The 24477-nt window shown below is 64.0% G+C and carries 29 protein-coding genes; 12 read left to right on the top strand and 17 right to left on the bottom strand.

Annotated features, from left to right (window positions below; all coding sequences use genetic code 11):
• Nucleotides 1-110: 110 nt before the first annotated feature.
• On the top strand, nucleotides 111-896 hold the full coding sequence (locus AC6I6L_RS10715; RefSeq protein ID WP_497917750.1) for a helix-turn-helix transcriptional regulator: 786 nt from the start codon (nucleotides 111-113) through the stop codon (nucleotides 894-896).
• A 467-nt stretch (nucleotides 897-1363) separates the two neighbouring features.
• Here AC6I6L_RS10715 and AC6I6L_RS10720 read toward each other — a convergent pair whose 3' ends face one another.
• Nucleotides 1364-1609, bottom strand: coding sequence for a DUF8593 domain-containing protein (locus tag AC6I6L_RS10720; RefSeq protein ID WP_497917751.1), 246 nt, complete (start codon nucleotides 1607-1609; stop codon nucleotides 1364-1366).
• A 326-nt stretch (nucleotides 1610-1935) separates the two neighbouring features.
• On the opposite strand from AC6I6L_RS10720, the gene AC6I6L_RS10725 reads away from it, so the two are divergent.
• The gene (locus tag AC6I6L_RS10725; protein ID WP_497917752.1) at nucleotides 1936-2673 is read left to right on the top strand and encodes a hypothetical protein; all 738 of its coding nucleotides are present in this window, start codon (nucleotides 1936-1938) and stop codon (nucleotides 2671-2673) included.
• A 102-nt stretch (nucleotides 2674-2775) separates the two neighbouring features.
• Here AC6I6L_RS10725 and AC6I6L_RS10730 read toward each other — a convergent pair whose 3' ends face one another.
• The 3 genes from AC6I6L_RS10730 to AC6I6L_RS10740 form a co-directional block, all read right to left on the bottom strand.
• A complete protein-coding gene (locus tag AC6I6L_RS10730) occupies nucleotides 2776-3066 on the bottom strand; it encodes a HalOD1 output domain-containing protein (RefSeq protein WP_497917753.1) in 291 nt (96 codons plus the stop codon).
• 189 nt (nucleotides 3067-3255) lie between these two features.
• Entirely contained in the window at nucleotides 3256-3579 is a 324-nt protein-coding gene (locus AC6I6L_RS10735; RefSeq protein WP_497917754.1) for a DUF7577 domain-containing protein, read from the bottom strand.
• A 91-nt stretch (nucleotides 3580-3670) separates the two neighbouring features.
• Nucleotides 3671-4570 (bottom strand): acyltransferase, encoded by a 900-nt coding sequence (locus AC6I6L_RS10740; RefSeq protein WP_497917755.1) that lies wholly within the window; start codon nucleotides 4568-4570, stop codon nucleotides 3671-3673.
• Nucleotides 4571-4766: 196 nt separating this feature from the next.
• On the opposite strand from AC6I6L_RS10740, the gene AC6I6L_RS10745 reads away from it, so the two are divergent.
• Nucleotides 4767-5834, top strand: a complete 1068-nt coding sequence (locus tag AC6I6L_RS10745; RefSeq protein ID WP_497917756.1) for an aldo/keto reductase — start codon at nucleotides 4767-4769, stop codon at nucleotides 5832-5834.
• 176 nt (nucleotides 5835-6010) lie between these two features.
• Nucleotides 6011-6946, top strand: a complete 936-nt coding sequence (locus AC6I6L_RS10750; protein WP_497917757.1) for a DNA primase — start codon at nucleotides 6011-6013, stop codon at nucleotides 6944-6946.
• An 84-nt stretch (nucleotides 6947-7030) separates the two neighbouring features.
• Here the strand turns inward: AC6I6L_RS10750 and AC6I6L_RS10755 are convergent, their stop codons facing one another.
• Together AC6I6L_RS10755 and AC6I6L_RS10760 are read right to left on the bottom strand one after the other, a co-directional pair.
• Nucleotides 7031-7378 carry a DUF7521 family protein gene (locus AC6I6L_RS10755; protein WP_497917758.1) on the bottom strand — a complete coding sequence of 116 codons (348 nt, stop codon included), beginning with the start codon at nucleotides 7376-7378 and terminating at the stop codon, nucleotides 7031-7033.
• 1 nt (nucleotide 7379) lies between these two features.
• A complete protein-coding gene (locus AC6I6L_RS10760; protein ID WP_497917759.1) occupies nucleotides 7380-7724 on the bottom strand; it encodes a helix-turn-helix domain-containing protein in 345 nt (114 codons plus the stop codon).
• Nucleotides 7725-7826: 102 nt separating this feature from the next.
• Between AC6I6L_RS10760 and AC6I6L_RS10765 the strand changes: the two genes are divergently transcribed.
• Nucleotides 7827-8264 (top strand): hypothetical protein, encoded by a 438-nt coding sequence (locus AC6I6L_RS10765; RefSeq protein ID WP_497917760.1) that lies wholly within the window; start codon nucleotides 7827-7829, stop codon nucleotides 8262-8264.
• A 24-nt stretch (nucleotides 8265-8288) separates the two neighbouring features.
• On the opposite strand, the gene AC6I6L_RS10770 is transcribed toward AC6I6L_RS10765, so the two are convergent.
• Nucleotides 8289-9119 carry an SDR family oxidoreductase gene (locus tag AC6I6L_RS10770; protein ID WP_497917761.1) on the bottom strand — a complete coding sequence of 277 codons (831 nt, stop codon included), beginning with the start codon at nucleotides 9117-9119 and terminating at the stop codon, nucleotides 8289-8291.
• A 144-nt stretch (nucleotides 9120-9263) separates the two neighbouring features.
• Between AC6I6L_RS10770 and AC6I6L_RS10775 the strand changes: the two genes are divergently transcribed.
• Nucleotides 9264-9866 (top strand): helix-turn-helix domain-containing protein, encoded by a 603-nt coding sequence (locus tag AC6I6L_RS10775; protein WP_497917762.1) that lies wholly within the window; start codon nucleotides 9264-9266, stop codon nucleotides 9864-9866.
• A gap of 115 nt (nucleotides 9867-9981) precedes the next feature.
• A complete protein-coding gene (locus tag AC6I6L_RS10780; RefSeq protein ID WP_497917763.1) occupies nucleotides 9982-10440 on the top strand; it encodes an NUDIX hydrolase in 459 nt (152 codons plus the stop codon).
• Nucleotides 10441-10464: 24 nt separating this feature from the next.
• On the opposite strand, the gene AC6I6L_RS10785 is transcribed toward AC6I6L_RS10780, so the two are convergent.
• From AC6I6L_RS10785 to AC6I6L_RS10795, 3 genes are all read right to left on the bottom strand, one after another.
• Nucleotides 10465-11001 (bottom strand): dihydrofolate reductase family protein, encoded by a 537-nt coding sequence (locus AC6I6L_RS10785; protein ID WP_497917764.1) that lies wholly within the window; start codon nucleotides 10999-11001, stop codon nucleotides 10465-10467.
• 92 nt (nucleotides 11002-11093) lie between these two features.
• Nucleotides 11094-12560 carry a ribonuclease FAU-1 family protein gene (locus AC6I6L_RS10790; protein WP_497917765.1) on the bottom strand — a complete coding sequence of 489 codons (1467 nt, stop codon included), beginning with the start codon at nucleotides 12558-12560 and terminating at the stop codon, nucleotides 11094-11096.
• A gap of 61 nt (nucleotides 12561-12621) precedes the next feature.
• Complete coding sequence (locus AC6I6L_RS10795) at nucleotides 12622-12999, bottom strand: DUF7532 family protein (RefSeq protein WP_497917766.1); 378 nt, start codon at nucleotides 12997-12999, stop codon at nucleotides 12622-12624.
• 108 nt (nucleotides 13000-13107) lie between these two features.
• On the opposite strand from AC6I6L_RS10795, the gene AC6I6L_RS10800 reads away from it, so the two are divergent.
• Nucleotides 13108-14115 carry a PrsW family intramembrane metalloprotease gene (locus AC6I6L_RS10800; protein ID WP_497917767.1) on the top strand — a complete coding sequence of 336 codons (1008 nt, stop codon included), beginning with the start codon at nucleotides 13108-13110 and terminating at the stop codon, nucleotides 14113-14115.
• 19 nt (nucleotides 14116-14134) lie between these two features.
• Here AC6I6L_RS10800 and AC6I6L_RS10805 read toward each other — a convergent pair whose 3' ends face one another.
• On the bottom strand, nucleotides 14135-14755 hold the full coding sequence (locus AC6I6L_RS10805) for a riboflavin synthase (RefSeq protein ID WP_497917768.1): 621 nt from the start codon (nucleotides 14753-14755) through the stop codon (nucleotides 14135-14137).
• Nucleotides 14756-14962: 207 nt separating this feature from the next.
• Between AC6I6L_RS10805 and AC6I6L_RS10810 the strand changes: the two genes are divergently transcribed.
• Entirely contained in the window at nucleotides 14963-15214 is a 252-nt protein-coding gene (locus tag AC6I6L_RS10810) for a DUF7533 family protein (RefSeq protein ID WP_497917769.1), read from the top strand.
• A 29-nt stretch (nucleotides 15215-15243) separates the two neighbouring features.
• On the opposite strand, the gene AC6I6L_RS10815 is transcribed toward AC6I6L_RS10810, so the two are convergent.
• From AC6I6L_RS10815 to AC6I6L_RS10825, 3 genes are all read right to left on the bottom strand, one after another.
• The gene (locus tag AC6I6L_RS10815) at nucleotides 15244-16374 is read right to left on the bottom strand and encodes a M24 family metallopeptidase (RefSeq protein WP_497917770.1); all 1131 of its coding nucleotides are present in this window, start codon (nucleotides 16372-16374) and stop codon (nucleotides 15244-15246) included.
• Nucleotides 16371-18266, bottom strand: coding sequence for a UvrD-helicase domain-containing protein (locus tag AC6I6L_RS10820; protein WP_497917771.1), 1896 nt, complete (start codon nucleotides 18264-18266; stop codon nucleotides 16371-16373). Before AC6I6L_RS10820 ends, AC6I6L_RS10815 begins: the two co-directional genes overlap by 4 nt.
• 381 nt (nucleotides 18267-18647) lie before the next feature.
• Entirely contained in the window at nucleotides 18648-18833 is a 186-nt protein-coding gene (locus AC6I6L_RS10825) for an HVO_0416 family zinc finger protein (protein ID WP_497917772.1), read from the bottom strand.
• A gap of 247 nt (nucleotides 18834-19080) precedes the next feature.
• On the opposite strand from AC6I6L_RS10825, the gene ubaA reads away from it, so the two are divergent.
• Nucleotides 19081-19947: an SAMP-activating enzyme E1 gene (gene ubaA, locus AC6I6L_RS10830; RefSeq protein ID WP_497917773.1), complete on the top strand. Its 867-nt coding sequence runs from the start codon at nucleotides 19081-19083 to the stop codon at nucleotides 19945-19947.
• 63 nt (nucleotides 19948-20010) lie between these two features.
• Here the strand turns inward: ubaA and AC6I6L_RS10835 are convergent, their stop codons facing one another.
• Together AC6I6L_RS10835 and AC6I6L_RS10840 are read right to left on the bottom strand one after the other, a co-directional pair.
• On the bottom strand, nucleotides 20011-20796 hold the full coding sequence (locus tag AC6I6L_RS10835; protein WP_497917774.1) for an SDR family oxidoreductase: 786 nt from the start codon (nucleotides 20794-20796) through the stop codon (nucleotides 20011-20013).
• 115 nt (nucleotides 20797-20911) lie between these two features.
• Entirely contained in the window at nucleotides 20912-21370 is a 459-nt protein-coding gene (locus AC6I6L_RS10840; RefSeq protein WP_497917775.1) for a Tfx family DNA-binding protein, read from the bottom strand.
• 170 nt (nucleotides 21371-21540) lie between these two features.
• Here AC6I6L_RS10840 and AC6I6L_RS10845 point away from each other — a divergent pair, with 170 nt between their 5' ends.
• Nucleotides 21541-22494, top strand: a complete 954-nt coding sequence (locus AC6I6L_RS10845) for an AAA family ATPase (protein WP_497917776.1) — start codon at nucleotides 21541-21543, stop codon at nucleotides 22492-22494.
• Nucleotides 22495-22543: 49 nt separating this feature from the next.
• Here AC6I6L_RS10845 and AC6I6L_RS10850 read toward each other — a convergent pair whose 3' ends face one another.
• On the bottom strand, nucleotides 22544-23536 hold the full coding sequence (locus AC6I6L_RS10850) for an MBL fold metallo-hydrolase (RefSeq protein WP_497917777.1): 993 nt from the start codon (nucleotides 23534-23536) through the stop codon (nucleotides 22544-22546).
• A 266-nt stretch (nucleotides 23537-23802) separates the two neighbouring features.
• Here AC6I6L_RS10850 and AC6I6L_RS10855 point away from each other — a divergent pair, with 266 nt between their 5' ends.
• Nucleotides 23803-24444, top strand: a complete 642-nt coding sequence (locus AC6I6L_RS10855; RefSeq protein WP_497917778.1) for a hypothetical protein — start codon at nucleotides 23803-23805, stop codon at nucleotides 24442-24444.
• The last annotated feature ends 33 nt before the right edge of the window (nucleotides 24445-24477 follow it).

Consider the following 24477-nt stretch of genomic DNA (forward strand, 5'->3'; position numbering starts at 1 on the left):
CTAACTCGCCGTAATTGACTGCGACTCCGGGCGGCGACGACTGCGTCACCACGTACCCCTCGGGGCGGCGAAGTTTTATTCAGGCGGACACTCTGGGTCAGGGTAGTTGGATGCGTTCCCAGGGGCCACAGCTGGACGTACTCGAGATCGTCATCCGTCGTCAGGAACTCCTCTCGAGCCTCGCAGATCGACCGCGTGACAAGCGGGACCTCGTCGATCGACTCGAGTGCTCCCGGTCGACGATCGATCGAGCGACGCGTGAACTGGAGTGGCTCGCGTTCGTTCGCCGCCAGGACGGTGTCTACCGCCTGACGGCCGCGGGACGGCTCGCGCTTGCGGCACACCGCGACAGCACCACCCGCTTCGATTCGATCCGCAAAGTCAGTTCGCTGCTCGGATACATTCCGCGGGACGCGCCGATGTCGACGGCGATGCTCGACGGAGCGGTGGCCGACGAACCGCCGTCTCACGCCCCGACCGAACCGCTGCAGCAACTCGCCGGGTTCGTCGATCGAGCCGAACGAGTGCGAGCGATTACCGGCGCAGAGCGCGCCCCACAGCTTCGGAAACGCCTGTACGAGCGGACGGTCAACGGGACGCTCGATGCGGAACTGCTCGTGACCGACGACCTCGCGGCGTTTATGAAATCGGAGTATCCACAGCAACTCTACGACCTCGTCGTCGACGGCGGCATCGACTTTTACGTTATCGAGACCCTGCCGTACGAACTCACGATCGTCGAAATGCCGACCGAGTCGCGGGTCCTCCTGTTCGTCTTACAGAATATGGAAATCAAGGCCGTCATCGAGAACGACACGACGGACGCACTCGAGTGGGCCAACGACGTCTACCGCCGATTCCGCGCCACTGCGCGGGAACTCTCGCTAACGGACTGATTCTCGCCGCGGTGGCTCGTCGTTCACCACGAACTCGCAGATATGCGCCCCCAATCCCACCGTCGCACACCGCACCCCTCCCTCAGTACCTCACAACCCCTCCGTTACTCGTCGTCGACGCTCGGCTACGACGGTTGCATTTGGTCTACGGCCACAATCCTCAAGAGGTGACTATCCCAACCAGAGAGTGGCGACGACGGCCACAAACGGTCGGGGTGGATGGCACGGGCGAAGGATGGCGTATGAGGGGGCAGTCAGCGTCGGGCTAATCCCACACTCGGGATCAAGTGGCGCTGACAGACACGTGAGTCGAGACGGCGAGGGCACCGCAGGCTCGATCTCACCTGTCACATCCGTTCCAACGCCTTTTGGCCGTACGTGGGGAATCGATCGGTCACGCGAACGGACCAGTACGGTTACGACGGCAGTCGGGGAGCAAGTACGGTTACGACGGCAGTCGGGAACAGTCACAGCGTTCCGCGGAGATAGATCTCGTCATCGGTAATCTCCGCGATGCTCCCTTCGTCGAGGGGATGGGCGTCGCTACTGACGTCTCCCCAGCCGAGTTTGGCTTTGATCGTATCCGCAATCGACGGGTCGGGATCGACGTAGGCGCGGTCGCCCTCGACAGCGACGATACGGCCGACTTCGGTGCCGTCGGTGTTCAGGACGCGTTTTCCCTCGTCCGCTTTCGTCAACTGGTCTCGTGACATGAGTGTCCCGTTCGATCGTCCGGTCGACGGCGATCACGTCGAGGGGCCGCTCGCAGGTGGGAGGCCCCGCGGCCGTCCGTAACCCGGAGTCGAGGACATCCCGATCGCGATCGACCGATCGGATACCGTAACCGGTCTGGCGAAGCGAGGGACCTGCCGTCAATAAACGGCCCAAATCGTTTCCGTCGGACAGGATACTGTTTCCAGGGTAAACCGAAATAAGACGGCGTTACCGATCGATTCGAACCGGTTACGCGATCGAAACCTATGGCTGTGTCGCGACAACGGAAGGGTTATGCGACTAGTCGGGTATTACTATTCGATCAATGGGCGATCGCCAGTCCGTCCCGGAGACGATCGACGATCCGCGGGTTACGCCGCAGTTCTATCGTCGCGTTTCCGGCCCGTCCGACTGCCACCTCGTCGGCGTCGTTCACGACCACCCCGCGAGCGTCGCTCGCGTCGAATGCGTCCTCGAGACGATCGATCCCGCGACGCTCGCACTCGAGTTGCCACCCGCAGCAATTCCGCTGTACCGCGCCTACGCCCGCGAAGGCGACGGGACCGGTCCGCCTCGATTCGGCGGCGAGATGACCGCAGCGATCCGGGCTTCGGACTGCGACGTCGTCGGCATCGACGCTCCCAACTGGTCGTTTCTGCGACAACTGTTCGCGCGACTCGCGGCCGAGCGCGTCCCGGCGTCGACGGCGCGACGCGTCATCTCGAGCGTGGGCGGGGCGACCCGGACGGCACTAACCTGCCGGCTCGCCGCGACGCTGACCCACGCGACCTCGATGACCGTCGCCTGCGACGACCCGATCGAGTACGACTGTCAGTACGGCGATCCGCCGGCCGAGCAGGCGGCCCACGAGCGATCGCACGTCGCCAGCGTCCAGGCGCTCCTCGGGAGCCTGGAGACCGACGGCAGCCCGCTGGCGTATCGAGACGAGACGCGCGAGCGCTGTATGCGCGATCGGTTGGCGGGGCTTCGAGCGGGCCGTGATGGTGCGATCGTCGCCGTCGTCGGGATCGACCACCTCGACGCGCTGGCGACGACGGTCTGAGTTGACCCGGATCGACAGAGATCGAAAACGGTTCGGGCCGACTCGGGTCGACAGGAATCGACGACGGACCGAGCCGACTCGGGTCGACAGGAGCGAACGGGGCTACCGACGTGTCGGCGGTTCGATCAGGATTTCCCCCGAACTGTCGACCGTTACGCGGTGGTTGTGAACGACGAACGAGAGCGTCCCGCCCGATCGCGGCGTGCCGTCGTGGCGCGGCCGAAAGAGTGCGTCGAGGGCGTCGGGATCGACGCTGTCGTACAGCGATACCCGAGAGTCGGTGACGTCGACGCCGATGCAGTCGGCCAGCGCGTGAACGACGGTCGTGCTGAGCGTCGCGGGATCGTCGGGGTCGTGGACGGCACGGTACACGGAGGGAGGGGTGTGTGACATTGCGGGTGTATCTCTGGGCATTCGATGTCGCCTTCTGCAGCCAGTCGTCCCCTCAAGAACAAAAGCGTAATCGTCGATTAACTGATAACATCCCGACTGTATCCGCACGAAACCGATTAGTTATCGTGAAATCCGTCGTTGAGTGTCAGCTTCCCAACGTTCGACCTGACGACCGACAGACGCCGCGTATCACTGACGGAGCGCCGAGACGCAGTTCCAGCAGTACGTAAAGGTCTGGTCGGCAGCATTGTGCGCGCCACAGTGTGGACACCGGATCGCCTCGTCGTCGAACGCGAGGTCATCCGCCCGATCGATCGGGTCGCCGGCGTCGTCGGGCGCTCTGGGGTACCGATCGGTACCGGGCGACGTGCGCGAACCGGCGCGATTCGGATCGGCAAGCGACGGCGTTCCGGCGTTCTCGCCGTCCTCGCCGCGGACGTAGACGTAGTACAGTAGCAGGTGGAGCAGTGCGAACAACACCACGTAGCCGATGAGCCAGCCCCAGAGCTCCATCACCGTGTGATACGTTCTCAACGCACTTGGATATTCCCTGCCTCATCGTACAATGATAGTGTGAAAGGCGAGACTGTCGAGACGCGGAGAACTATCGGGACCGCTGGAGATCGCGACCGAACTCGTCGAAGACCTCGAGACCGTCCGGCAGATCGTACTCGAGGTGGCGCTGTTCCTGACGGTTGACGCCGGCCTCGTCGATCGGCGTCGCGACCTCCTCCCAGCCAGGTTTGATCTTGACGCTCTTGGCTGGCATCCCGACCGCGATATGGTGGGCCGGAATGTCGTGTTGGACGACGCCGCGTGCGCCGACGATCGCGTTCTCGCCGACCTTGTTGCCCGCCCTGACCATCGAGTCGTAGGTGAGGCGGACGTCGTCTTCGACGATCGTATGGTAGTTGCGCACCGCCGTCTGGTCGACGACGTCGTGGTCGTGACTGTAGACGTGGACGCCGTCGGAGATCGACACCCGATCGCCGATCGTCAACTTCCCGCGATCGTCGAGATGAACGTCGTCGTGGACGACGGTGTTGTCTCCGATCGTGATGTTGTGGCCGTAGGTAACCGAGATGCCTTTGAAGAATCGGCAGCCATCACCACACTCCTCGAAGAGGTGGTCGGCAAGCATCCGCCTGAAGCGCAGTGCGAACTCGACGTTGTCCGCGATCGGGAGGCTGTCGAACTGCCGCCAGAGCCACTGGAGATGCTTCGAGCGCCGGAACTTCTCTTCGTCCTTTTCGGCGTAGTACTCGCTTTCGAGCGTGGTGTTACACGGGTCGTAGCTCTGAAGTCGGATGCGCTCGGCCGTCGAAACGGGTTCGCCGGACTTCCACCGTTCGTAGGCCCCTCGATCGCCCGAGAGGTCGATCAACACGTCCTCGACGACCGCACAGGTGTCTTCGTCGCCCGACAGCCGTTCGTCGACCTCATCGATGAACTCGCGCATTCCCGTCTCCGCCTCGTCGGGGAGCGAGACGTACCGCTTTGTCATATCTCGAGGTATTGCCCGCAGCACTCATAGGGGTTCGGTTGTGCGTGTGGCTTGCCGACCCGTAAACCAGGTGACGTGCGAGTTACTGGGGGAGACGAGGGGAACTGGGAAGACGGTACCGCTGGTGTGGGGGACGAGGCGGGTGCCACAACAGCGTTCCGCACGCAATAAGTCCCCTCGCTCCCAAGAGGCGAGTATGCAATACCAGGAACTGGGCGACTCCGGTCTCGAGGTCAGCGAGGTCGGGTTCGGCGCGTGGGTCGTCGGCACCGACTGGTGGGGCGATCGCTCCGAAGCCGACGCGATCGAGATGGTCCAGTACGCCGTCGAGCAGGGAATTACCTACATCGACACGGGCGACGTCTACGGTCACGGCCGCAGCGAGGAACTGATCGGCGAGGCACTGGCCGACGTTCGAGACGAGGTCACGATCGCCACCAAAGTCGGCTACGACTTCTACAACAACCCGCAGGCGGGTCACGGCGAACTGCCCAAAGAGATGGACCCCGACTACCTTCGGGACGCCGTCGAGAAGAGTCTCGACCGTCTCGACGTGGACTCGATCGACGTCCTCCAGCTTCACAACGCGAACGTCGACGAAATCACCCCCGACGTGCTCGAACTCCTCGACGAACTCGAAGAGGAGGGCCTGATCGAAGCGACGGGTCTCGCACTCGGTCCCTCGATCGGCTGGCTCGCTGAGGGCGATTTCGCGATCGAGCAGGAGTTCGACTCGGTACAACTCGTCTGGAACGTACTCGAACAGGAAGTCGGGAACCACTTCCTCGAGACGATCGAGCGAACCGGCTCCTCGACCAGTCTCATCCCCCGCGTACCACACTCCTCGGGCATCCTCAACGAACAGGTCACACCAGAGACGGAACTCGACGCGGGCGACCATCGCGGCTTCCGCCCCGACGCCTGGTACGAAACCGGCTGGGAGAAACTCGAAAACCTGCGGTTTCTCGAACGCGCGAACGGTGCCGACGGAGAGCGAACGATGGGCCAGGCCTCGATCGCGTGGCTGCTCTCCCACGATCCCGTTGCGAGCGTGACCCCCACGTTCCGAACGAAAGCCGACATCGACGAGTGGGCCGCGGCCAGCGACGTTCCGAAGCTCTCCGAGGAGGAGATGGTCCGCGTCGACGAGCTCTCCGAGACGAACTTCGGGATCGATCGCGACGACGGGATGGACTCGCTGCGATCGTCGATCGACGGCGCGGACATCGAATCCGCGGGCCTGGATAAACTCACAGCAGACTAGGCAGTCGCGCGTGTTGCTCCGCACTCGAACCGGCAGGCCGACCGTTCTCGTCGGACTGCCGTTTTCTCGGAAGCGGCCCCCTACAGCGCCGGAAACTGCAGCGTACGCTGAGACTCCGCTCGGGCGCATTGTTCAGGACGCTGATAACGATATACGTCGTGACTGTCGGCGGTACTATGGGAGAACCCACCACGAGACGAACCGTTTTGCTCGCCGCCGGCGCGACAGTCGGTGCGCTGAGCGGCTGTCTGAGCGCGGCCCAGGAAAACGGGAATCGATCCTGCGTGCCGCCGGGACAGTACGAGTGTCCCGACGACTCCGAACGGGTCGCAAAGCTCGAAGTCGACGATTGTTCGTTCGTACAAGAAGACGGCGAGTGCTCGATCGAGGTTACCAACGTCGAGGACAAGCCCGACGAGGAGTGTGAGCCGATCGCGTTCGACTGGGCGATCGTCGAGGGCGACTGTACCGTCTCGTCGATCCGGGTAAACGGAGGAAACGACTGCCAGGACTTCGCCGTCGACGACGCGATGAGCGGGTCCATCGAAACGAATCTCGAGACCGGTGGTGGGCAGCAGGCAGCTATTTCGAACGTCATTTTCTGTGGGGATACGGACCCGGATGATCCTGACGATCCGGATGACCCCGACGATCCGGATGATCCAGACGATCCTGACGATCCGGATGACCCCGACGATCCGGATGATCCAGACGATCCTGACGATCCGGATGACCCCGACGATCCGGATGATCCAGACGATCCTGACGATCCGGATGATCCAGACGATCCTGACGATCCGGATGACCCCGACGATCCGGATGACCCCGACGATCCGGACGACCCCGACGATCCGGATGATCCAGACGATCCTGACGATCCGGATGACCCCGACGATCCGGATGACCCCGACGATCCGGATGACCCCGACGATCCGGACGACCCCGACGATCCGGACGACCCCGACGATCCGGACGACCCCGACGATCCGGACGATCCGGACGACCCCGACGATCCGGATGATCCAGACGACCCAGGTGATGAGGAGAAGTCGAAAAAAGAACGGAAGAAGGACAAATACAGGAAGAAATCCGACGAAAATACCGACGACTGACTACTGAACGGGCCGTTGTAATTCGGTGCCGCGATCGATCGAACGGAACCGGCGCTTGCGTTCTCGAGTTCGGTAGGAGACCGATCAGGCCGGCATTCTGAGCGCGTAGACGATCGCCACCAGCCCCAGTACCTGACTCACCTGCGTCAGCAGCGCCGTAGCGATCTCGGGAAGAATCGGGATCGCCAGATGCAGTAGCAACAGGAAAAACGGGACTGCGAGGGAGAATACGAAGCCGATCGCGATGAACAGCATGGGACGACTCTCGTTGCGACGGTAGCCGCGGTAGGCGAGGTAGGCGATGAACAGGCCGAGAAGCGCACTCAGAATGTCGGTCGCCTGGATAAACGTGATGACCCACTCGGGTGGCACCTCTTCGACCTCCCAGAGCTGGAGCGGCGGGGTGCCCGGGGAGAGGGAGAGTTGACTCACGCTACATCCCCTCGATTAGCCGGGTGAACCGATCGGCCATATCCTCCCGACGATCGACGCGGACCTGGAGCGTCCCGTCGTCGAGTTCGATCGTGATCCGCTCGAGGTTCGTCGAGTAAACGGTTCGATGGTGGCCGCCTTCAGGGTCCAGTTGCGTCTGCTCGACGAGAAGCCCGGACTCCCGGAGGTCTTCCAGCCGCCGATACACCGTCGGTTGCGAGACGTCACAGTGGTCACTCAGAGTGGTCGCTGACATGGGTTCCTGGCTCGTCTTCGTGAGGATCGTTCGTACCGCGGGGTCTTCCAGCAGGGCCCCGACCCGTTCGACGTCCGGCTCCTCACTCACAGTGTCAGTGTCTACCGAGATCAGACATAAAGTAATTATCACGACTGCACGCCGTGAAGTCGTGCTCACCCACCTTTTGTCTCCGCGCTCGTTCGATCGGGTATGACGACTTCGACACGAACGACCGAGTCACGATCCCGATTGGCAGCGATTACCCACCGCACGGCACTCAGTCTGTGGAACCACCTCTCGCGATCGAGCGCGCTGCGGCCGACTGCCGGTGGCGGCCTCCTGACCGTCCTCGCGAGTCTCGCCGTGAGTCTCATAGCCGTCGGTACGCTGGGTGAGAGTATGCGGATTCGGTGGACGATCGGCACCCACTACGGTCCCGAGTACGCCCCGACGCTGGTCGTCCTCGCCGCGTTTCCGGTCGCGATCGCGATCGCGTTCCTCGGGCTCCGGTGGCTGGCCGCCCTCCTCGATCGAGCCAGCGACGACGAGGTTGACGTCGTGCGCGGCGTCTACGAACTGGTGACGGCGGCGACTCTCGCGTCGATCCTGCTGGGGCAGGTCGCGATCGTCGCGGCGAACCTCCTGTAATCAGTCCCCGCCGCGCCTCCACAGTCACTCCGACCGGGAGCGCTCGAGAGGCATCAGATCGTGTTCGCTGACCAGCCACTGGTCCCAGGTCACGGTCCCAACGGTCCGCTCCGGACACAGCGCCGCACCCGATCGAAATCCGGACGCAACCGAGCCAGGGATTGGCAGACGGACGATCGGCCGCTCCAACCCGGACGTATCGCGATAGGTCCGAGCAATCTCACCGACCGTCAGCACCTCGGGGCCGCCCACGTCGGGAACGCGACCGCTCGGATCTGGCGTCGCGTGCTCGACAATCGCGTCAGCAGCATCGTCGACGGCGATCGGCTGGAGCCGAAACTCGGTGGGGAGCGGCCACACCGGTAGACGGGCCACCGCTTCGAGCAGATCGTGGACGAATGAGTGGAACTGCGTCGCGCGAACGATCGTCGACGGGACAGCACTCTCATCGACGGCTCGTTCGGCCGCCAGTTTGTGCTCGTAGTACGTGAGCGAGATCTCGTCGACCCCGACGATCGAGACGTAGACGAAGTTCGAAACGCCGGCGTCGGCAGCCGCCTCAAGCAGTCGTTCGGTGCCGCGTACGTCGACCGCTTCGCTGTTACCCCTGGGGGCGGTGGCCGCGTGAACGACGATATCCGCGCCGTCGACGGCCGTTCGCACTCCTGTTCCGTCTACGAGGTCCATTCGGGCCCATGCTCGACCGGGGGCGTGGTCGTCGCTCGTCCGTCCATCTTCCAATGGTGGTGATCGGCTGGCTGTGCGGACGTCGTGTCCTCCCTCGTGAAGTCGGGGAAGTAACGCCTGCCCAAGCGTCCCTGTCGCGCCCGTGAGGAGTGTCCGGATTTCGTTCATCGTGGTCGATAGTCGACCGCTACCTCGAAACCGTCACTGCCGAATTCGTCTGTGGGGTTTAACTGACGGAGCGGCGACAGGGTGGATGTGAAACACGTCCGACTCGCCCTCGACGCACGTGGCCGCGAGAGGGAGATTCATCCGATGTATGACGTGCTCGTCAACGCACCGTTCGTCGATCGGGCGACCGCAATACACTGGAACTTCACCGGGAGCGAACTCGGCATCATGCACTACGTCGAGGGAGATCACGTAGCCTTCGCGGAGACGCTCGACTCGATCGCGGAAGTATTGGCGTACGAACTCGTCGCGGTTGGTGAGGACCAGTTCTATGCGTATGTCAGAGATGCAACGACTGAGCCGTTGCGGGAGCTGTTCGCGCCCGTTACACGGGATCCGGTAGTCGTCCTCCCACCGGTCGAATACACTGGTGACGGGACGGTAACGTTCTCGGCAGTTGGACCGCCCGCAGAGCTGCAGGCGGCTATCGAACGAATTCCGGATCCGATCGACGTGTCAGTCACCGAAGTCGGTGGACTGGCAGCCGCACCCGCCGTTCGCCAGTCGCTGCTCCCGGAGCGCCAGCGGGAGGCGATCGAAGCTGCGATCGAACTCGGCTACTACGAGATTCCTCGCGAGGCGAGCCACGAAGACGTGGCAACGGCGATCGACTGTGCGCCCAGTACGGCTGCCGAACACCTGCGGAAAGCGGAATCGACGCTCTTGCGATCGCTGCTCGACAGGTGATCCCCGATATCGATCGACGCTTACACGGACGGCGATCGAGCGCGAATATCCTTAATGTCCTATAACACTACCACAGGTACGCTTTTTACCCCTCGTGGATGTGCTATGAAGTAGCATGGATGACGTAACGTACGTCGGAAAGGCCTGTGCCTACATCACCCGGCAGACGGGTGAACTCCTCGTCTTCGAGGGGCCAGGTCACGACGACTTACAGATCCCGAAGGGAACGCTCGAGTCGGGCGAATCGCCGCGGGAGGCACTGTTCAGGGAAGTCATGGAGGAGAGTGGACTCGGGACGCTCAGCACACCGGATCACCTCGCGACCGACGTCTGGACCCGACGTCGCTCGCCCCCGAAGCGATACGTCCGGCACTTCTTCCACGCGACGGTCCACGAACCGCGTGACCGGTGGACGCACACCGTCACCGATGGCGGGGAGGAACACGGTGCCGAATTCGAACTCTACTGGGTCGATCCGGCGACGACTCGCGAGTTCGCGCTCGACCTCGACGACTACGTCCATCTCCTCTCGAGCGCCGATCAGCCCGGAGAATCGGCCACGGCTGCGGATTGAAACCGTCGACCGACCCCAAACGGGTCAGTTCGACTCGACCGAGTACCGAAGTTCGACGATGCCGTTTTCATGGGGTACCGTCTCGATCACGGTCAGCACGCGATCGATTCCCGACTCACCGAACAGCGGGATACCGGCCCCGAGTAGCCGCGGAACGAGCGACAGCCAGAGTTCGTCGATCGCATTGGCTCGACAGAACGCCCGCGCGAGCTGGGCCCCGCCGACGAGCCAGACGTGATCGTGGCGGTCGGTGAGTTCGCCGGCCAGTTCGGTAGCTGGCCCGTCGACCAGTTCGACGTGGTCGGTCGCGAGGGCGCGCGCCTCGTGGGACAGCACGTACGTCGGGAGTTCTCCGTAAGGCCACCCCTCGAACGAGAGAACCTGGTCGTACGTGTTCGCACCCATCACCAGCGCGTCGACGCCGTCGAAGAAGGCGTCGTACCGATCGGCGAGTCGATCGCTCGATTCGATTTCTTCGAGCCACGTGACGTCGCCGTCCGGCGTCGCGATAAATCCGTCCAGACTGGTTGCGATGTACAGCGTGATGTTGCCCCGGCTCATACGAGTCGTACGCCGATCGCGCGCATGACGTGTGCGATCGAGAGTGCGATCGAGCGACGCAGGCGCTAACTTTCGGTGTATCCCCGCCCCGATCACTTCGAGAGCGCGCGCTCGACGGCCTGCGCGACGGTTCGGGCCTTTTTCGCGAGCGCGTCGGAGACCAGCCCATCCTCGACCGCGTCTGCGAGTTCGTCCTCGTCGACGATCGCAACGGTGCCGTCCGGTCGCTTGATCACGTCGACGTAGAGGTCGACGTACCGAGCGCTATCGGGGAACAGTTCGACGGGCGTACAGACGTTGACGTAGGTCCCCTTCGCAGTCCCCTCGCTGTCCCTGTAGGTCGTCGGATACCACCACCGACCTTCACGGAACTTCGTCACGGCGACGTCGCCGTCGGATTTCGGGACGCCGAGCGCGTCGTAGGTGCCGCCGCCACGCATCGATCGTTCGAGCGTGAGCGAGCCGTCGGCCGCCCAGTCTGTCACCTCGCCGCGACCGAGCGTGATGAGTCTGCCGTCGGGTTTGCCGTGCCCGATCGCGATCCGATCGCCCGTCCCGGGACCGAACTGACGGGAGACCGCCGCGAAGGGGAACGCGTCACTGTCGTCCTCGGCATCCTCGCTCTCTACCGCCCCTGCAACTCCGTTCCCGGCGGACCCACAGACTGCTTCCGCGAAGTCGACGGCCGCGCTCGCGGCCCGGTCGGCCGCCTTCGTTCGGTGGTGGCCCGGCATCGTCGCCGTCACCGATCGTCGGGCGTCGTCGAGGGCGAACCGCGACTCCCGACCAAACCAGAGCCAGGTCGTTCGCTCCGGCGCGGCCAGCAGGGCGGGTTCGCCGCGATCGTCCGGCGCGTCCGCGAGGGCACTCTCGAGGGCCTCGACGCGGTCGACGGCGCGTTCGAGTGCGGCGTTCATCGCCTCGAGATCCGCGTCGGCCGCGCCGCGTTGCCAGCGCAGCCCCCACCCCTCGGGCGCGTCCGTCGAGAGGAGGTCGGTCATGCCGACCAGTTCGTTCGCGCGCTCGCCGCGAAGCGCCGCGGAGACGCCGGTTCGATCGCGCGAGAGGGCACAGATCCCGCCCTGAATCTCGATCGACGGGACGACTCGCGGTCGATCGTCGTCCCACGGCGGCGTCGGTTCGCGGACCTGCACGCGGTAGCGGTTCCCGGTGTCGACGTAGCCGTCGACGTCGTCGTAGTCGAGATAGCCGCGTCGATCGCCGCCGAGGTCGACGAGCGCCCCGCCGCCGCCGTCGGCCTCCAGCACCTCGGCGTCGAAAACTGCGCCCCGAGACACGTCGGCGTCCCAGCGGAACGTATCGACCGCAAGCGAGTCGAGTTCGGTGACGACCGCCGCGACGCCGTCCGGGTCGCCGGAGAGTTCGAGCCCCTGTCTATCGCGTGTCGTCTCGATCGACACGTCGGCCGGGGCGGCGTCGAACCCGTCGTCGAACCGATTCTGTATCGGCTCCGACGCCTGGACGACCGCGAAACCGTTCTCGTCGAGTAGGTGCGTGGCGGCCGTCGTGTAGATACCCCGAACGCGAACCGTGGTCACGGTCTCCCCTCCGTCAGACGATCGCCGGACCTCGTCAAACGATCGGCTGTGGTCACGGCGATCACCGCAGCGTCTCCCGATCGGCCGCGAACCGAACCCGATCGTGGATCGTGGGGCCGAAGGTCAGTTCGACGGAGCCGTCCGGGAGGAGCCGGCCGTCCTCGACGTAGACGCCCCAGCTATCGAACCGGAGCCAGCCGCGCATCTCGTTTGCGTGAGTCGTCAGATCGAGGTGGTCGACCGCGTGCTCGGGATAATCGGCCCGCGAGTGAGCCATCTCCATGTCAGAGTACACCGTCTCGTGTTCGTCGAAGAACGCCTCGAGCGCTGCGGCGTCGTCATCGACGGCCGCGGCGATCGCTTCCGAGGCGGACTGCAGGTCGTCGGTATCCAGCCCAACGTCCCGAAGCGCCCGCTGTGTGCGCTGGTCGAAGTGCATGCTCGCGGCTTCGGACGGGAGACGTTTGTGGATTCCGGGTCCCGACGAGCCACCGTCGCCGCCCTATCCCGCCGAACGCTTACTGGGCGGGGGATCATAGACACCGCCATGCAGCGCAGGCGCGACCCGGTCGAACGAGCGAGCGACGAGTCGACAGACCTCTACGACGTCTCCACGTGGGAGCCGCGATCGATCGTCGATCTGCTCTCGTATACGGTCTACAACGGGATCAGCTACGGATTCCGGGCGATCGTCCTGATCGTGGCGCTCGTCATCACCCTGGCACTGCTCGTCCAACCCGCCGTCCTCGTCATCGATGATCCGTGGCTCGGCGCGTTCTTCGGGCTCTCGGTCGTCCCGGCGGCGCTTCTGGCCGGATTCATCTGGTACACGGATATCACGACCAGCGAGCCGCTCGGCTTGCTCGTCGCGACGTTCGTCCTGGCCGTCCTCTTCGCCACGTTCGCCGCGGTCGTGAACTCGGCGCTCGGCCCGCGACTCCGGGCCGTCCCACTGGTCGGCACCATCCTCTTTTTTTACCTGGTCGTCGGCCCCGTCGAGGAAACCGTCAAACTCCTCGCGGTTCGCGTCTTCGCCTACCGGAGCGATAGCTTCAACGCGGTCGTCGACGGCGCGGTCTACGGTGCCATCGCCGGACTCGGCTTCGCCGCGATCGAAAACGCCATCTACATCGCGAGTACGGTCTCGGAGGCCCAGGTCGGGACGGTGACGGCCGCGACGGGAATCGCGACCGTCCGGGCGCTGGTCGGTCCCGGCCACGTGATCTACTCCGCGATCGCGGGCTACTACCTCGGCCTGGCGAAGTTCAACCCGCAGTACGCCGGCCCGCTCGTGGTCAAGGGGCTGCTCGTCGCCGCGTTCGTCCACGCGACGTACAACACAACCGTCGGCATCGTTCCGGGCCTCGTCTCCGCGAACTACCCGATCGGGCCGGGGCTCGCGTTCGTCGGCTACGTCATCGTCTTCGACCTCGCCGTCGGCTACTACCTCTATCGCAAGATCGCACGGTATCGGCGTCGGTACCGCGAGGTTCGCGACGATACGGGCGAGCCGCCGAAGTCCGAACTGACCGAGTTCGAGCCCTCACAGCGCTAATACGAGACGACGACCCGCGTTACGCCTCGAACCGCGCCTCGAGCAATCGCTCGACGTACTTCGCGAGGACGTCGACTTCGAGGTGGACCTGATCCCCGACCGATTTCTCCGAAAGCGTCGTTACCGCGTAGGTCGTCGGCACGATCGCCACAGTGACGCGGCGGGTTTCGCCCTCGGTAGTTTCCGCCAGACCGGCGACTGTGAGGCTGATCCCGTCGAGCGTGATCGATCCCTTCTCGACGACGTACCGATCGTACCCCGGCGGAAGCTCGAACTCGAAGAACCAGTCTTCGTCGACAGACTCGATGGCCGAGACCGTCGCGACCGCGTCGACGTGACCCTGCACCACGTGGCCGTCGAACCGACCGTCGGCCGGCATCGCACGCTCCAGGTTGACCGCCTCGCCCGTCTCGAGATCACCGAGGTAGGTCCGATCGATCGTCTCGCTCGCGAGGAAGACCTCGAACCACTCGCCGTCGACGAAGCGCTCGACCGTGAGACAGACGCCGCTAACGCTGATGCTCTGGCCGTGTTCGAGTCCCGTCGCGACCTCGTCGGCACCGATCCGAAGGCGCAGGCCGTCCTCGGTGTGTTCGCGCGCGACGATCTCGCCGGTCTCCTCGACGATTCCCGTGAACATACTCGAAGCTACCAGCGGGCGGCTAAAGGCGTTCCGGGCCCGGTATCCATTCCAGATCCGTGACGGAGTTGTGCGGACCCGGTATCCGCTCCAGTTCCGTAGGGCGAGTCTAATGGAGTGGGACGAGTCTGGTCGACTGTAGCGGCGACCGAACGAACGCGTCGGCCAGTCGCCGCGTTTTTGACAGTACTCGCCCTACGGGGTGCAATGGCAGGCATCATCGAGACGATCAAACTCGCGGGCGTTCTCGTGCTGGCGATCCCGGCGGCGCTGGCCGGACTCGAACTGCTGATCGGTGGCGAGACGCTGTTCGGTGGCGCCCTCCTCCTTCTCGCCGCATTGCTCGTCGTCATCGAGCGACGGCTGACGACGCCGGGGGACGTGCCGGGGCTCGTCGCCCGACGATTCTTCAGAGCGGTCCCGAAAGAGCCGGACCCAGACGGCGACGACTCGGACTAGCGAGTCCAGAAGCCCGACGCTCACCCGAATTACGTGTCGGTGCTGTCGCGTAGCGCACCCGGCGCGATCGATCGAGACACTGGCGCGAGCCATTCGACTCCATCATCATCGAGAGCGAGTACGTCAGCCAGCCGAATCCACCGATCGGGAGCGAACGCGACGCCGGCCTCGATTCGTACCACTGAACCCGGCCCGACCTCGTCAGCTCCATTGCAAGGCCCTTCAGTGGGTTGGAGGCCGATGCCGGCGACCCGCGTCTCGATCGGGTGGTCGCTGAACCCGAACCCGCGGATTTCGGCCTCGAGATCGGCTTCGACAGCGGTCACGGAGTGGGTGTCCGCCGTGAGCATCGACTGAACCGAGCGAAACGCCTGCGTCACGCCGACGTGTGCCCGCCGTTCGGTTCCGCCCTCGCTATCGACGACGAGCGTCCGGACGAGAGCCCCGTAGTAGCCCGTCTGCGTCCGCGGGGCGGCCGCGACGAGGATCGGGTCGCCGGGCTGGAGTGGACTCGTATCGTCATGCTCAAGCGTTGCGTTCGCCTCCGCACCGGTCTCGATCGTCGTGTTCCCGGCGGGGAAGCCGCCGGCTCTGACGATTCCCTCGTCGATCGTTCGTCGCAGTCGCTCTGCTGTCACCGGCGTTCCATCCGCGATCAGGTCGCCGTCTTCGATCGTCGCTCCGGCGAGCAGGACGGCCCCGCGGCGCACGCCGACACCGGCAGCCGCCTGCGCCGTGGCGATGCGGTCTCGCTCCACGTTCGTCTTTTTCGATCGCGTGCGCTCGACGACGTCAGTCGATGCGAGCGAGAATCCTGCACGTTCGAGGAAGAGGGCGGCGTCGTGCGGGATTCGGGCCGGGGTGAGCACGGTCCCCGCCCCGACCCGATCGACGAGCGTCGTTGCGAGGTCCGCGGCGGGGTGGTCCGACCCGTCGTCTGTCGCTGTGAGCCAGTCAGCACCGTCGAACGCGACGGCAAGCGTGCGACCGGCCGAGCGGAGACGCCGCTGAGAACTCGATCGCGACGCTGATCTGCCTGTTCGACAGTAGCGAATCGTGGGGTCGCGACTGGAGCCGGCGTGGACGAACGCGACTGCATCGCGATCGTCGAGCGCGGCCGAAAGCGCCGTTTCGAGGGCGCTACTCGCGCCGTCGGTCACGGCAGTTCGGCTTCGACCTCGTCCGACCCCTCCGTCGCATCCGCGCCCTCGCTCTCGACGTCGACCGGCTGCTGGGCCTCCTCGATCAGTTCCTCCAGCGTCTGGTCGCACAGCTGGTTTTTGAGCAATACGTCGACCGGCAGTGTCGGCGCACCGTCGACGAGGTTTTCGAGGAGCACGAGGCGTTCGCGTGCCCGCGACATCCCGACGTAAAAGACGCGTCGTTCGTTGTCGGTGAGGACGGGGACGGGTGACGTGGTTTTGGTGAACTCCTCGCAGCCGGGGATAGCCTCGGGATCGTCCACTGTCGCGACCATCTGCTCGACGACCTTTTCCGTGAGGTCGGTACCGACGAAGACGTGGTCGGCCTCGCGACCTTTCGCGGAGTGGATCGTGCCGACGCGGACGCGATCGGTGGCCATCCCGCGATACTCACCGATTCCGAAATACGATTTGACGCTCTTTTTCTGGAAGTTGGTCACCTTTCGGAGCATGTCACTTGCGGATTCCGGACCGGGCATGAACGGCACGTGGTCCGTGACGACTTCGACGGGAATCATGAGCGCTTCGAGGTCGTCGATGCCGCTTTCCTCCTGGCGTTCGTCGATCGCGTCGAAAAAGTCGTCGCGCTCGTTGGTCCCGAACGCAGAGTCCTGGAGCATATCCGCGAGGCGGCGGGCCTGCAGGCCAGTGACATCGTCGCCAGCGTCGATCGCTTCGACGGCACGGACGTACTGAGTGAGTCGATCGGTCCACATCCGCTGGTCGGTCAGCGACGTGAACGGGACTCCCTCGGTGATGAACTCATCGATGAACTGGAACATCTGGTAGCGCGCCCGAAAGAGGATCATGATCGTGCCGTCTCCCTCGACCAAGGTGCGCCGGACCATTCGGACGACGTCGAGCATCGACGCGTTCGTCCGGGCCTCGACGGAGCCGCCTTCGGTGCGCGGTTTGAGATCTTTGTCCTGGCGGTGTTCGATGTGGCGGATCTCCTTGTTGACCGCGTTGAGGACGTTCGAGGGGAGTCGGTAGGAGTTCGGGAGAATAATGTCGTCGTCGACTTGTTCGTCGAGCAGCAGTGCGGGATCTGCGCCCTGCCAGGAGTAGACGACCTGATCGTCGTCGCCGGCGATCAGTACCTGTTTCATGTGCGGTTTCCACTCCTCGTAGACGTCGTACTGGAGGGTCGTGATGTCCTGAAACTCGTCGATGACGAGGTAGTCGACGTTCGGGAGCAGCGATCGCTGCTTGACGCGCTCGAGCATGTCTGCGAAGCCGATTTTTCCTTCTTCGCCCTTGTAGGAACGCCAGCCCCGGATCGCTTCGGGGACGTCGATTCGATCGTCGTCGCTGGGCCAGGTCGGGGTGTACTTGTTCCCCTCCTGGGCGTTGTCGTCGATCTCCGGCGGCAGTCGAACCTCCTCGTCGTTCCACTGGAAGGGCACGTCGTACCAGTCGGAGACCTCGCGACCGGTCCGCTGGAGCCACTGACTGGTCGCGATGATCTTGTTGCCGATCGTCGTCGAGCGAGCGGTCCGGCGGCCGGCACCGCTGTACTCGTCTTCGAACTCGAGGCCGTACTGATCACAGAACTCCTCTTTGTCCGATTCACCGATAACGTCGCTCCGGGAGAGATCGAGCAGTTCGTAGGCCTTCGCGTGCATCGTACAGACGTTTCCCTGTAGTGCGCGCGGACTCTCGTCGAGTCGATCGGCCAGTCGTTCGCGAACCTCCTGTGCTGCCGCCCGCGTGTACGAAACGACGAGGATGTCCCGGAAGGTAACGCCGTCCTCCTCGAGAATCTCCTCGACGTGGTCGAGCAGGGCCGTCGTCTTCCCACTGCCCGGACCACCGAACAGCCGGGTCACCTTCGTCTCCGTAATAGCCATTATCCCTGTTCAGGGCCGCGATGCTCATAAGTCACGTGGGTTTCGCCAGACGCGGTCCACGCGGAACAGGACGGCCGCGAGGGTGGGCCACCGAACCCAGCGTGAGAGTCATAGGGATTATCGTAGCCAACCGGAGGTTTCGAAGCCCGTCCTTCAGTGTGGTCTCTCGGTTCTTCGTGGGAAAGCTATGAACTCCTACGATAATCCCTATCAGTAAGCGTACGTGAGTGAGTCAGCAGACACAACGTGAGCAAGTCACTGGAGTTCGAGCCCGCGTCCCATACACACGCGCCACTGGCGATCGATCGCGCAAAAAATTGACCGAACCGAATCGCAACGGCGGAAGGACGCCGAGACGATCGACGCCGCTGCAGTAATTCGTCAGGGAGTTGGCTCCCATCCGCAGACGGTACAGGTGGTCGCGGCCGTATCGTGAAGGCCGCCACAGTCCGGGCACTGTTTCTTGTTATACTCTTGCTCCCACCCGACCCGTTCTACCGTATGACCGCGATCCGAAAGGAATTGGTCGAGGACATCGTCACCGGCACCATTGGGTGAGGTTGCCATAGGTGTGTCAATGCACACCACACTATTAAATCGTTTGGAAGGGCGAACATGCTGCCTGATACGGTCTGCTGTAACGATTTACCGGCGCACCGCGAACCGTCCTGCGGTTGCGCCGGTAATTGACTACAGTAAGCCGTATCCAGAATCCGAACAGGTCACTTGAGCAACCAGTATTCACCGGTCCCCCCGATCGTGGACCGCTGGATCGACCCGCGGGTTTTTGCCCGATACGGCCCAACGATCGGGTATGAGCGACCTTCGCCTCGACGCCACCCAGCTCGATCGGTACTCGAGACACGTAATTATGGACGAGATCGGTCCGGACGGCCAGCAGCGACTGCTCGAGGGGAGCGTCCTCGTCGTCGGCGCGGGCGGACTCGGTTCGCCGGCGATCCAGTACCTCGCGGCGGCCGGCGTCGGCCGACTCGGCATCGTCGACGACGACATCGTCGAGCGATCGAACCTCCAGCGACAGATCGTCCACGGCGACGCCGACGTGGGCCGACCCAAAGTCGAGAGCGCGGCCGACTACGTGGCGGCGCTCAACCCGGACGTCGACGTCGAGACCTACGAGACGCGTCTCACCGCCGAAACCGTCGCGGCGCTCGTCGACGACTACGACGTGGTCCTCGACGCCAGCGACAACTTCGCGACGCGATACCTGCTCAACGACCACTGCGTGCTGACGGGGACGCCCCTCTCTCACGGCGCGATCTACCGCTTCGAGGGCCAGGTGACGACGTTCACGAACGATCGACCCGCAGCCGGAACGCCCACAGAGGGAGCGGAGGACGAGGAGTCCCCGCCGTGTTATCGCTGTCTCTTCCCCGAAGCACCCGAGCCGGGGACCGTCCCCGACTGCGCCACAACGGGCGTTCTCGGCGTCCTTCCCGGAACCGTCGGCTGCATTCAGGCCACCGAGGTCGTAAAGTACCTGCTCGAGAACGGCGAGTTGCTGGAGGGTCGACTTCTCATGTACGACGCGATGGACATGACGTTCGAGACGGTCCAGATGCGATCGAATCCGGCCTGTCCCGTCTGTGGCGACGAGCCGGAGATCGAGTCCGTCGAGGACGTCGCCTACGAGGGGACCTGCGGAATTTCGGCCGACTGAGCCAGGTTGTGCCGCGGATCGCTCGTCCGCGGGTCCTCCGGCGATCGACCGCCGAACCCGCGACTAGCTCCGCATCAGCCCGCCGTCGATCGGCACCTCGACGCCGTTGACGAAACTGGCCCGCGGACTCGAAAGGAACGCGACCACCTCCCCGAGTTCGTGCGGGTCGCCAATACGATCCATCGGAATCTCGCTTGCCATGTCGGCAAGTCCCGTCCCGTAGTCCTCGTAGGTGCCCCGGTCGACGCGAGCCTCGACGAGTTCCTCGATGCGCGCCGTCTCGATCGTCCCCGGCAACACCGCGTTGGCGCGGATCTCGGGGGCGAACTCCCGCGAAATCGTTTTGACGAGACCGATGACGCCCCGTCGAACGGAATTCGAGAGGAGCAGCCCGTCGACCACTTCACGAACCGTCCGCGAGGTAATGCAAGTGATCGTCCCGTACGCGGAGTCGAGCAGGTGCGGGTGTGCCTCCTCGATCGTCCAGACGACGCTCATCACCAGCAAATCGTAGGCCCGATACCAGTCCTGTTCGTCCGTCTCGAGGAACGTCGTACTCGGCGGGCCGCCGGCGGAGGTGACGACGTGATCGAGGCCGCCGAAGGCGTCGACCGTCTCGCGGACGAGGTGAGAGACGTCGTCAGGGTCGGTGAGGTCCGTCTGGACGGCCAGAACGTCTCCCGTCGCCGTCGCTTCGAGGTCTTGGCGTGCCGCCTCGAGTCGATCGGCGTCGCGTCCGCAGATCGCCACGTCCGCACCCTCTTCAGCGATCGCCTGTGCGCTCGCGAAGCCGAGGCCGCTCGAGGAGGCCGTCACCAGTGCTGCGTTCCCGTCGAGTTCGAGATCCATGCTCGGACCCACAGCGTCGGCCTACTAATCTTCCGTGGCTCTGGCAATCGGGACTGGCGGAGAGACCGATCGCGGGAACCGACCCTGGAAATCGCTCAACGAACTGAACCGGCCCTCACTCCTGATGGCGCACCCGAACCATCCCCTCAGAGGTGACACCGACGAGCAGCGGCGTCGCGACCTGGCGGCCGGTGACGGCGGTGCCGGCGGCGTCGCTGACGACCTTCATCAGGTCCGGCGCGGTGTAATCGACCTTGACGCCGGCCTCGTCGCAGGCCTCGTACACCATCTGTGGCACGTCGTAGAGGTCGGTCCCCTCCGGAACACGGACGCGAACCGGGGCGCGGAGCGCCTCCGCGAACGCGACGGTTTCTTTGGCCTTCGAGAAGTTCTCGCGGGCGCTGGCTTCGATCGAGGAGACGTTCGCCCGCGAGGTGCCGAGTGCGTCGGCGATGTCGGCCTGGGAGACGTCACGCTCCCGAAGCGCGAGCACCTGTGCCTGTCGGTGGGTCAACACGCTCGTCTCGGGATCGAACCCGATCTCCTCGAGCAACTCCTCGACGTCGTCGATCACGACGATCGCCTCCCTGTGACTCGGATACGCATATACGACACTACCGACGGTGAGGTCAAAGGTTCCCCGGTCGGATTCCGGCCGTTGTCAGGGTGATCGCACCCGGACGCAGCCACGCCGAACCAATCGAGCCGAACGGTATATGGCGATCGCGTGACTGGTTGCCAATAATGAACGTATCCGAGGCTGCCACGACGTGTGGGGCCGTCATCGAGGAGGTCGAAACTGCCGTGATCGGCGATCGGAACCTGTTCGAGACGATCCTGACCGCGATCGTCGGCGAGGGACACGTCCTGCTCGAAGACGTTCCCGGGACCGGGAAGACGCTGACTGCACGAACCCTGGCGACGGCGCTCGATCTGGAGTTTACACGCATCCAGTTCACGCCGGACCTGCTGCCGGCGGACATCACGGGCACGCACATCTACGACGAACACGCCGGCGAGTTCGAGTTCGAGAAGGGGCCGATTTTCGCGAACGTCGTATTGGCCGACGAGATCAACCGCGCACCACCCAAAACGCAGGCCGCACTGCTGGAAGCGATGGGCGAAACACAGGTCTCGACCGGCGGCGAAACGCGCGAGTTGCCCGACCCGTTCATCGTCATCGCGACCCAGAATCCCGTCGATCAGGAGGGAACCTTTCCACTGCCCGAAGCCCAGGTCGATCGATTCATGATCAAGACGACGATGGGATATCCCGACAGAGACGGCGAACTCGAGTTGCTCGATCGACGCGCCGATCGCGACTCCCGGACGCCCGAAGTCGGGAGCGTCGTCGATCGCGCGTCGGTACTCGACCTTCGTTCGGTGCCCGAAACGATCGCTGTCGATCCGGCTATCCGGGAGTATCTCGTCGACGTGTGCCGGGCGACTCGCACCGACGAGCGCGTCGAGGTCGGCGTCTCGCCACGAGGTGTCCAGCGACTGTTCGAGGCGAGTCGCGCCCGGGCGGCGATCGCGGGCCGCCAGTACGTCGCACCCGAGGACGTTCGCGCGGTCGTTCATTCGGTGCTCGATCACCGACTCGTTCTGACGACGGAAGCCGACGTCCGGAACGTCGATCCACGAACGATCGTCGAGAGCGCGCTGAGCAGCGTGCCGGTGCCGTCGATGGAGAACTGATCCACCGTCGATCGAGGCGACTCCACTCTCGACGGACCGCCCGACGCGATCAGTACGACAGTTCCCAGCGCTCGTCGTCGATCGCGGCGAGATCGGCGGCGACCCCCTCCGCGAGTCGGTACTCGGTCCCCTCGCGAACGACGGTTCCCTCGCGTTCGAGGTGGTCGAGGTGGGCGTAGGATTCGCCGGGACCGTGGAGGATGTGAATCCCCTCGAGGTCACCAAAGAGGTCCGCGCTGACGGTCCAGGTGTTACACGGGCCCAGTCGATCGAGCGCGTCGAGCACCCGGTAGGAACGCTCCGCGTGGTGGTCGGTGATGTACCGGGCTCGCTCGCCGGGTTCGTCGATCGGGTCGCGGTGACCGGGCCAGGCGCGATCGTAGTCGGCGTCGACGATCCGCTCCAGGGCGCGAAGGTACTTTTTCAGCGGTTCGTCGACCCGGACGTCCGCACCGCCGACGTTCGGCGTGTAGACCGGGAGCAGTGCGTCGCCGGTGAACGCCTCGTGCCGGCCGTCGAGGTCGGCCTCGAAGACACAGAGACCAGCCGCGTGCCCGGAGGCGTGGACGACGCGGAGGTCCGTCTCGTCGAAGGCGATCGTCTCGCCGTCCACGATCGGCGTCACGGTCGGGTTCTCGGTCGCGACGTCCGCGCTGACCATCAGCTCTCGAAGAGCTTCACGGCCGGCTTCCGGAATGCCCCATTCCTCGAAGTACCGTTCCTGCAGGTCGAACATCTCGTTCCAGGCGTCGTCGTCGCCCTCGACGAGCGCCGCGTCGGCTTCGTGGACGAGGACCTCGGCACCGCTTTGGGCCTGAATCTCGCCCGCTAGACCGACGTGATCGTGGTGCCAGTGAGTCAAGACGATTCGATCGACGTCCGCAAATTCGAGTCCGTGGTCTGCGAAGGCGGCTTCGAGTTGGTCGCGGGTCGTCTCCATCCAGTCTCCGGTGTCGAGCAGGACGGTCTCCTCGCCGTCTGCAAAGAGGTAGGCGTTGTTGTCGCCCTCGAAGGCCGAGTTCGACAACGGAATCCGATTCATGCCTCTTGTGGTACGGGAATCGAAAAAACAGTTGTGAGTGTCCTGCCAGAATGTCCTTCGACAAGAGTGGCCACAGTCTGCTGACCAGTGTGCTTCGTCGGTTTGCGCTCGGAACTCACGTCAACAGCGATCTTTAACACTCATCAACGGTATAACAGCTCATGATGAGTAGTCGATCGTTCGAGCGCGGTTCAGCGAACTCCAATTTACTCCGACGACGCAGATTGTTACGACTCACCGCTACCGGAATAGTCGGCGCAGGAGCCGTGTCGGGAGTGGGGGCTGCGTGTGAGGACGACGTGTGGCTGGATGAAGATCCACCAGTCCTCCCAACTGCAGAAAACGCGACTCTCACAGGCGGAACAACGCTTCCCGACGGAACGACCTTCGAGGTTCGTCTCTACGTTCCGGGCGTTCTGTTCCATGCCAAAGAGACGACCGTCGAAAACGATACGTGGTCCGTGAGCTACGATCTCGAAGCGTTCGGACCCGCAGACGAACTGACGGTTGGGGTCAGGAGTCAGGGCTCGTGCCTCGAGACGACTGGTACACTGGTCGAAGCGGACGACTACGAGGGAGACGAAACACAGGTAGACGAAGACGCGGAGGAAGCTCGCGAGGAAGTCATCGAAGAAGCCGTCGAAAACCTGTCGGACGAAGATAACGAGAGTACTACAAACGAGACTGTTCCCGGATCAGAAACCGATCTGGCCGATACCGAAAGCACAGAAATCGACTCGGAAGCGGACGAGGCAACCGAGACCGACGATCAAGAGAATACTGGCCTGGAGATCGAAAACGACGGTCAGGATGGAATGGCTGGGCCGGGGATAATCGGTGCAGTCGGCAGTCTCGGAATCGTCGGCTACCTCCTGAGCAGAACGCTCGATGACAAAAACGGACCATAAGACGCCAGGAGGCGGTTTCACGGGCTACCGGGC

The sequence above is a fragment of the Halosolutus sp. DAT137 genome (genome assembly GCF_059736405.1).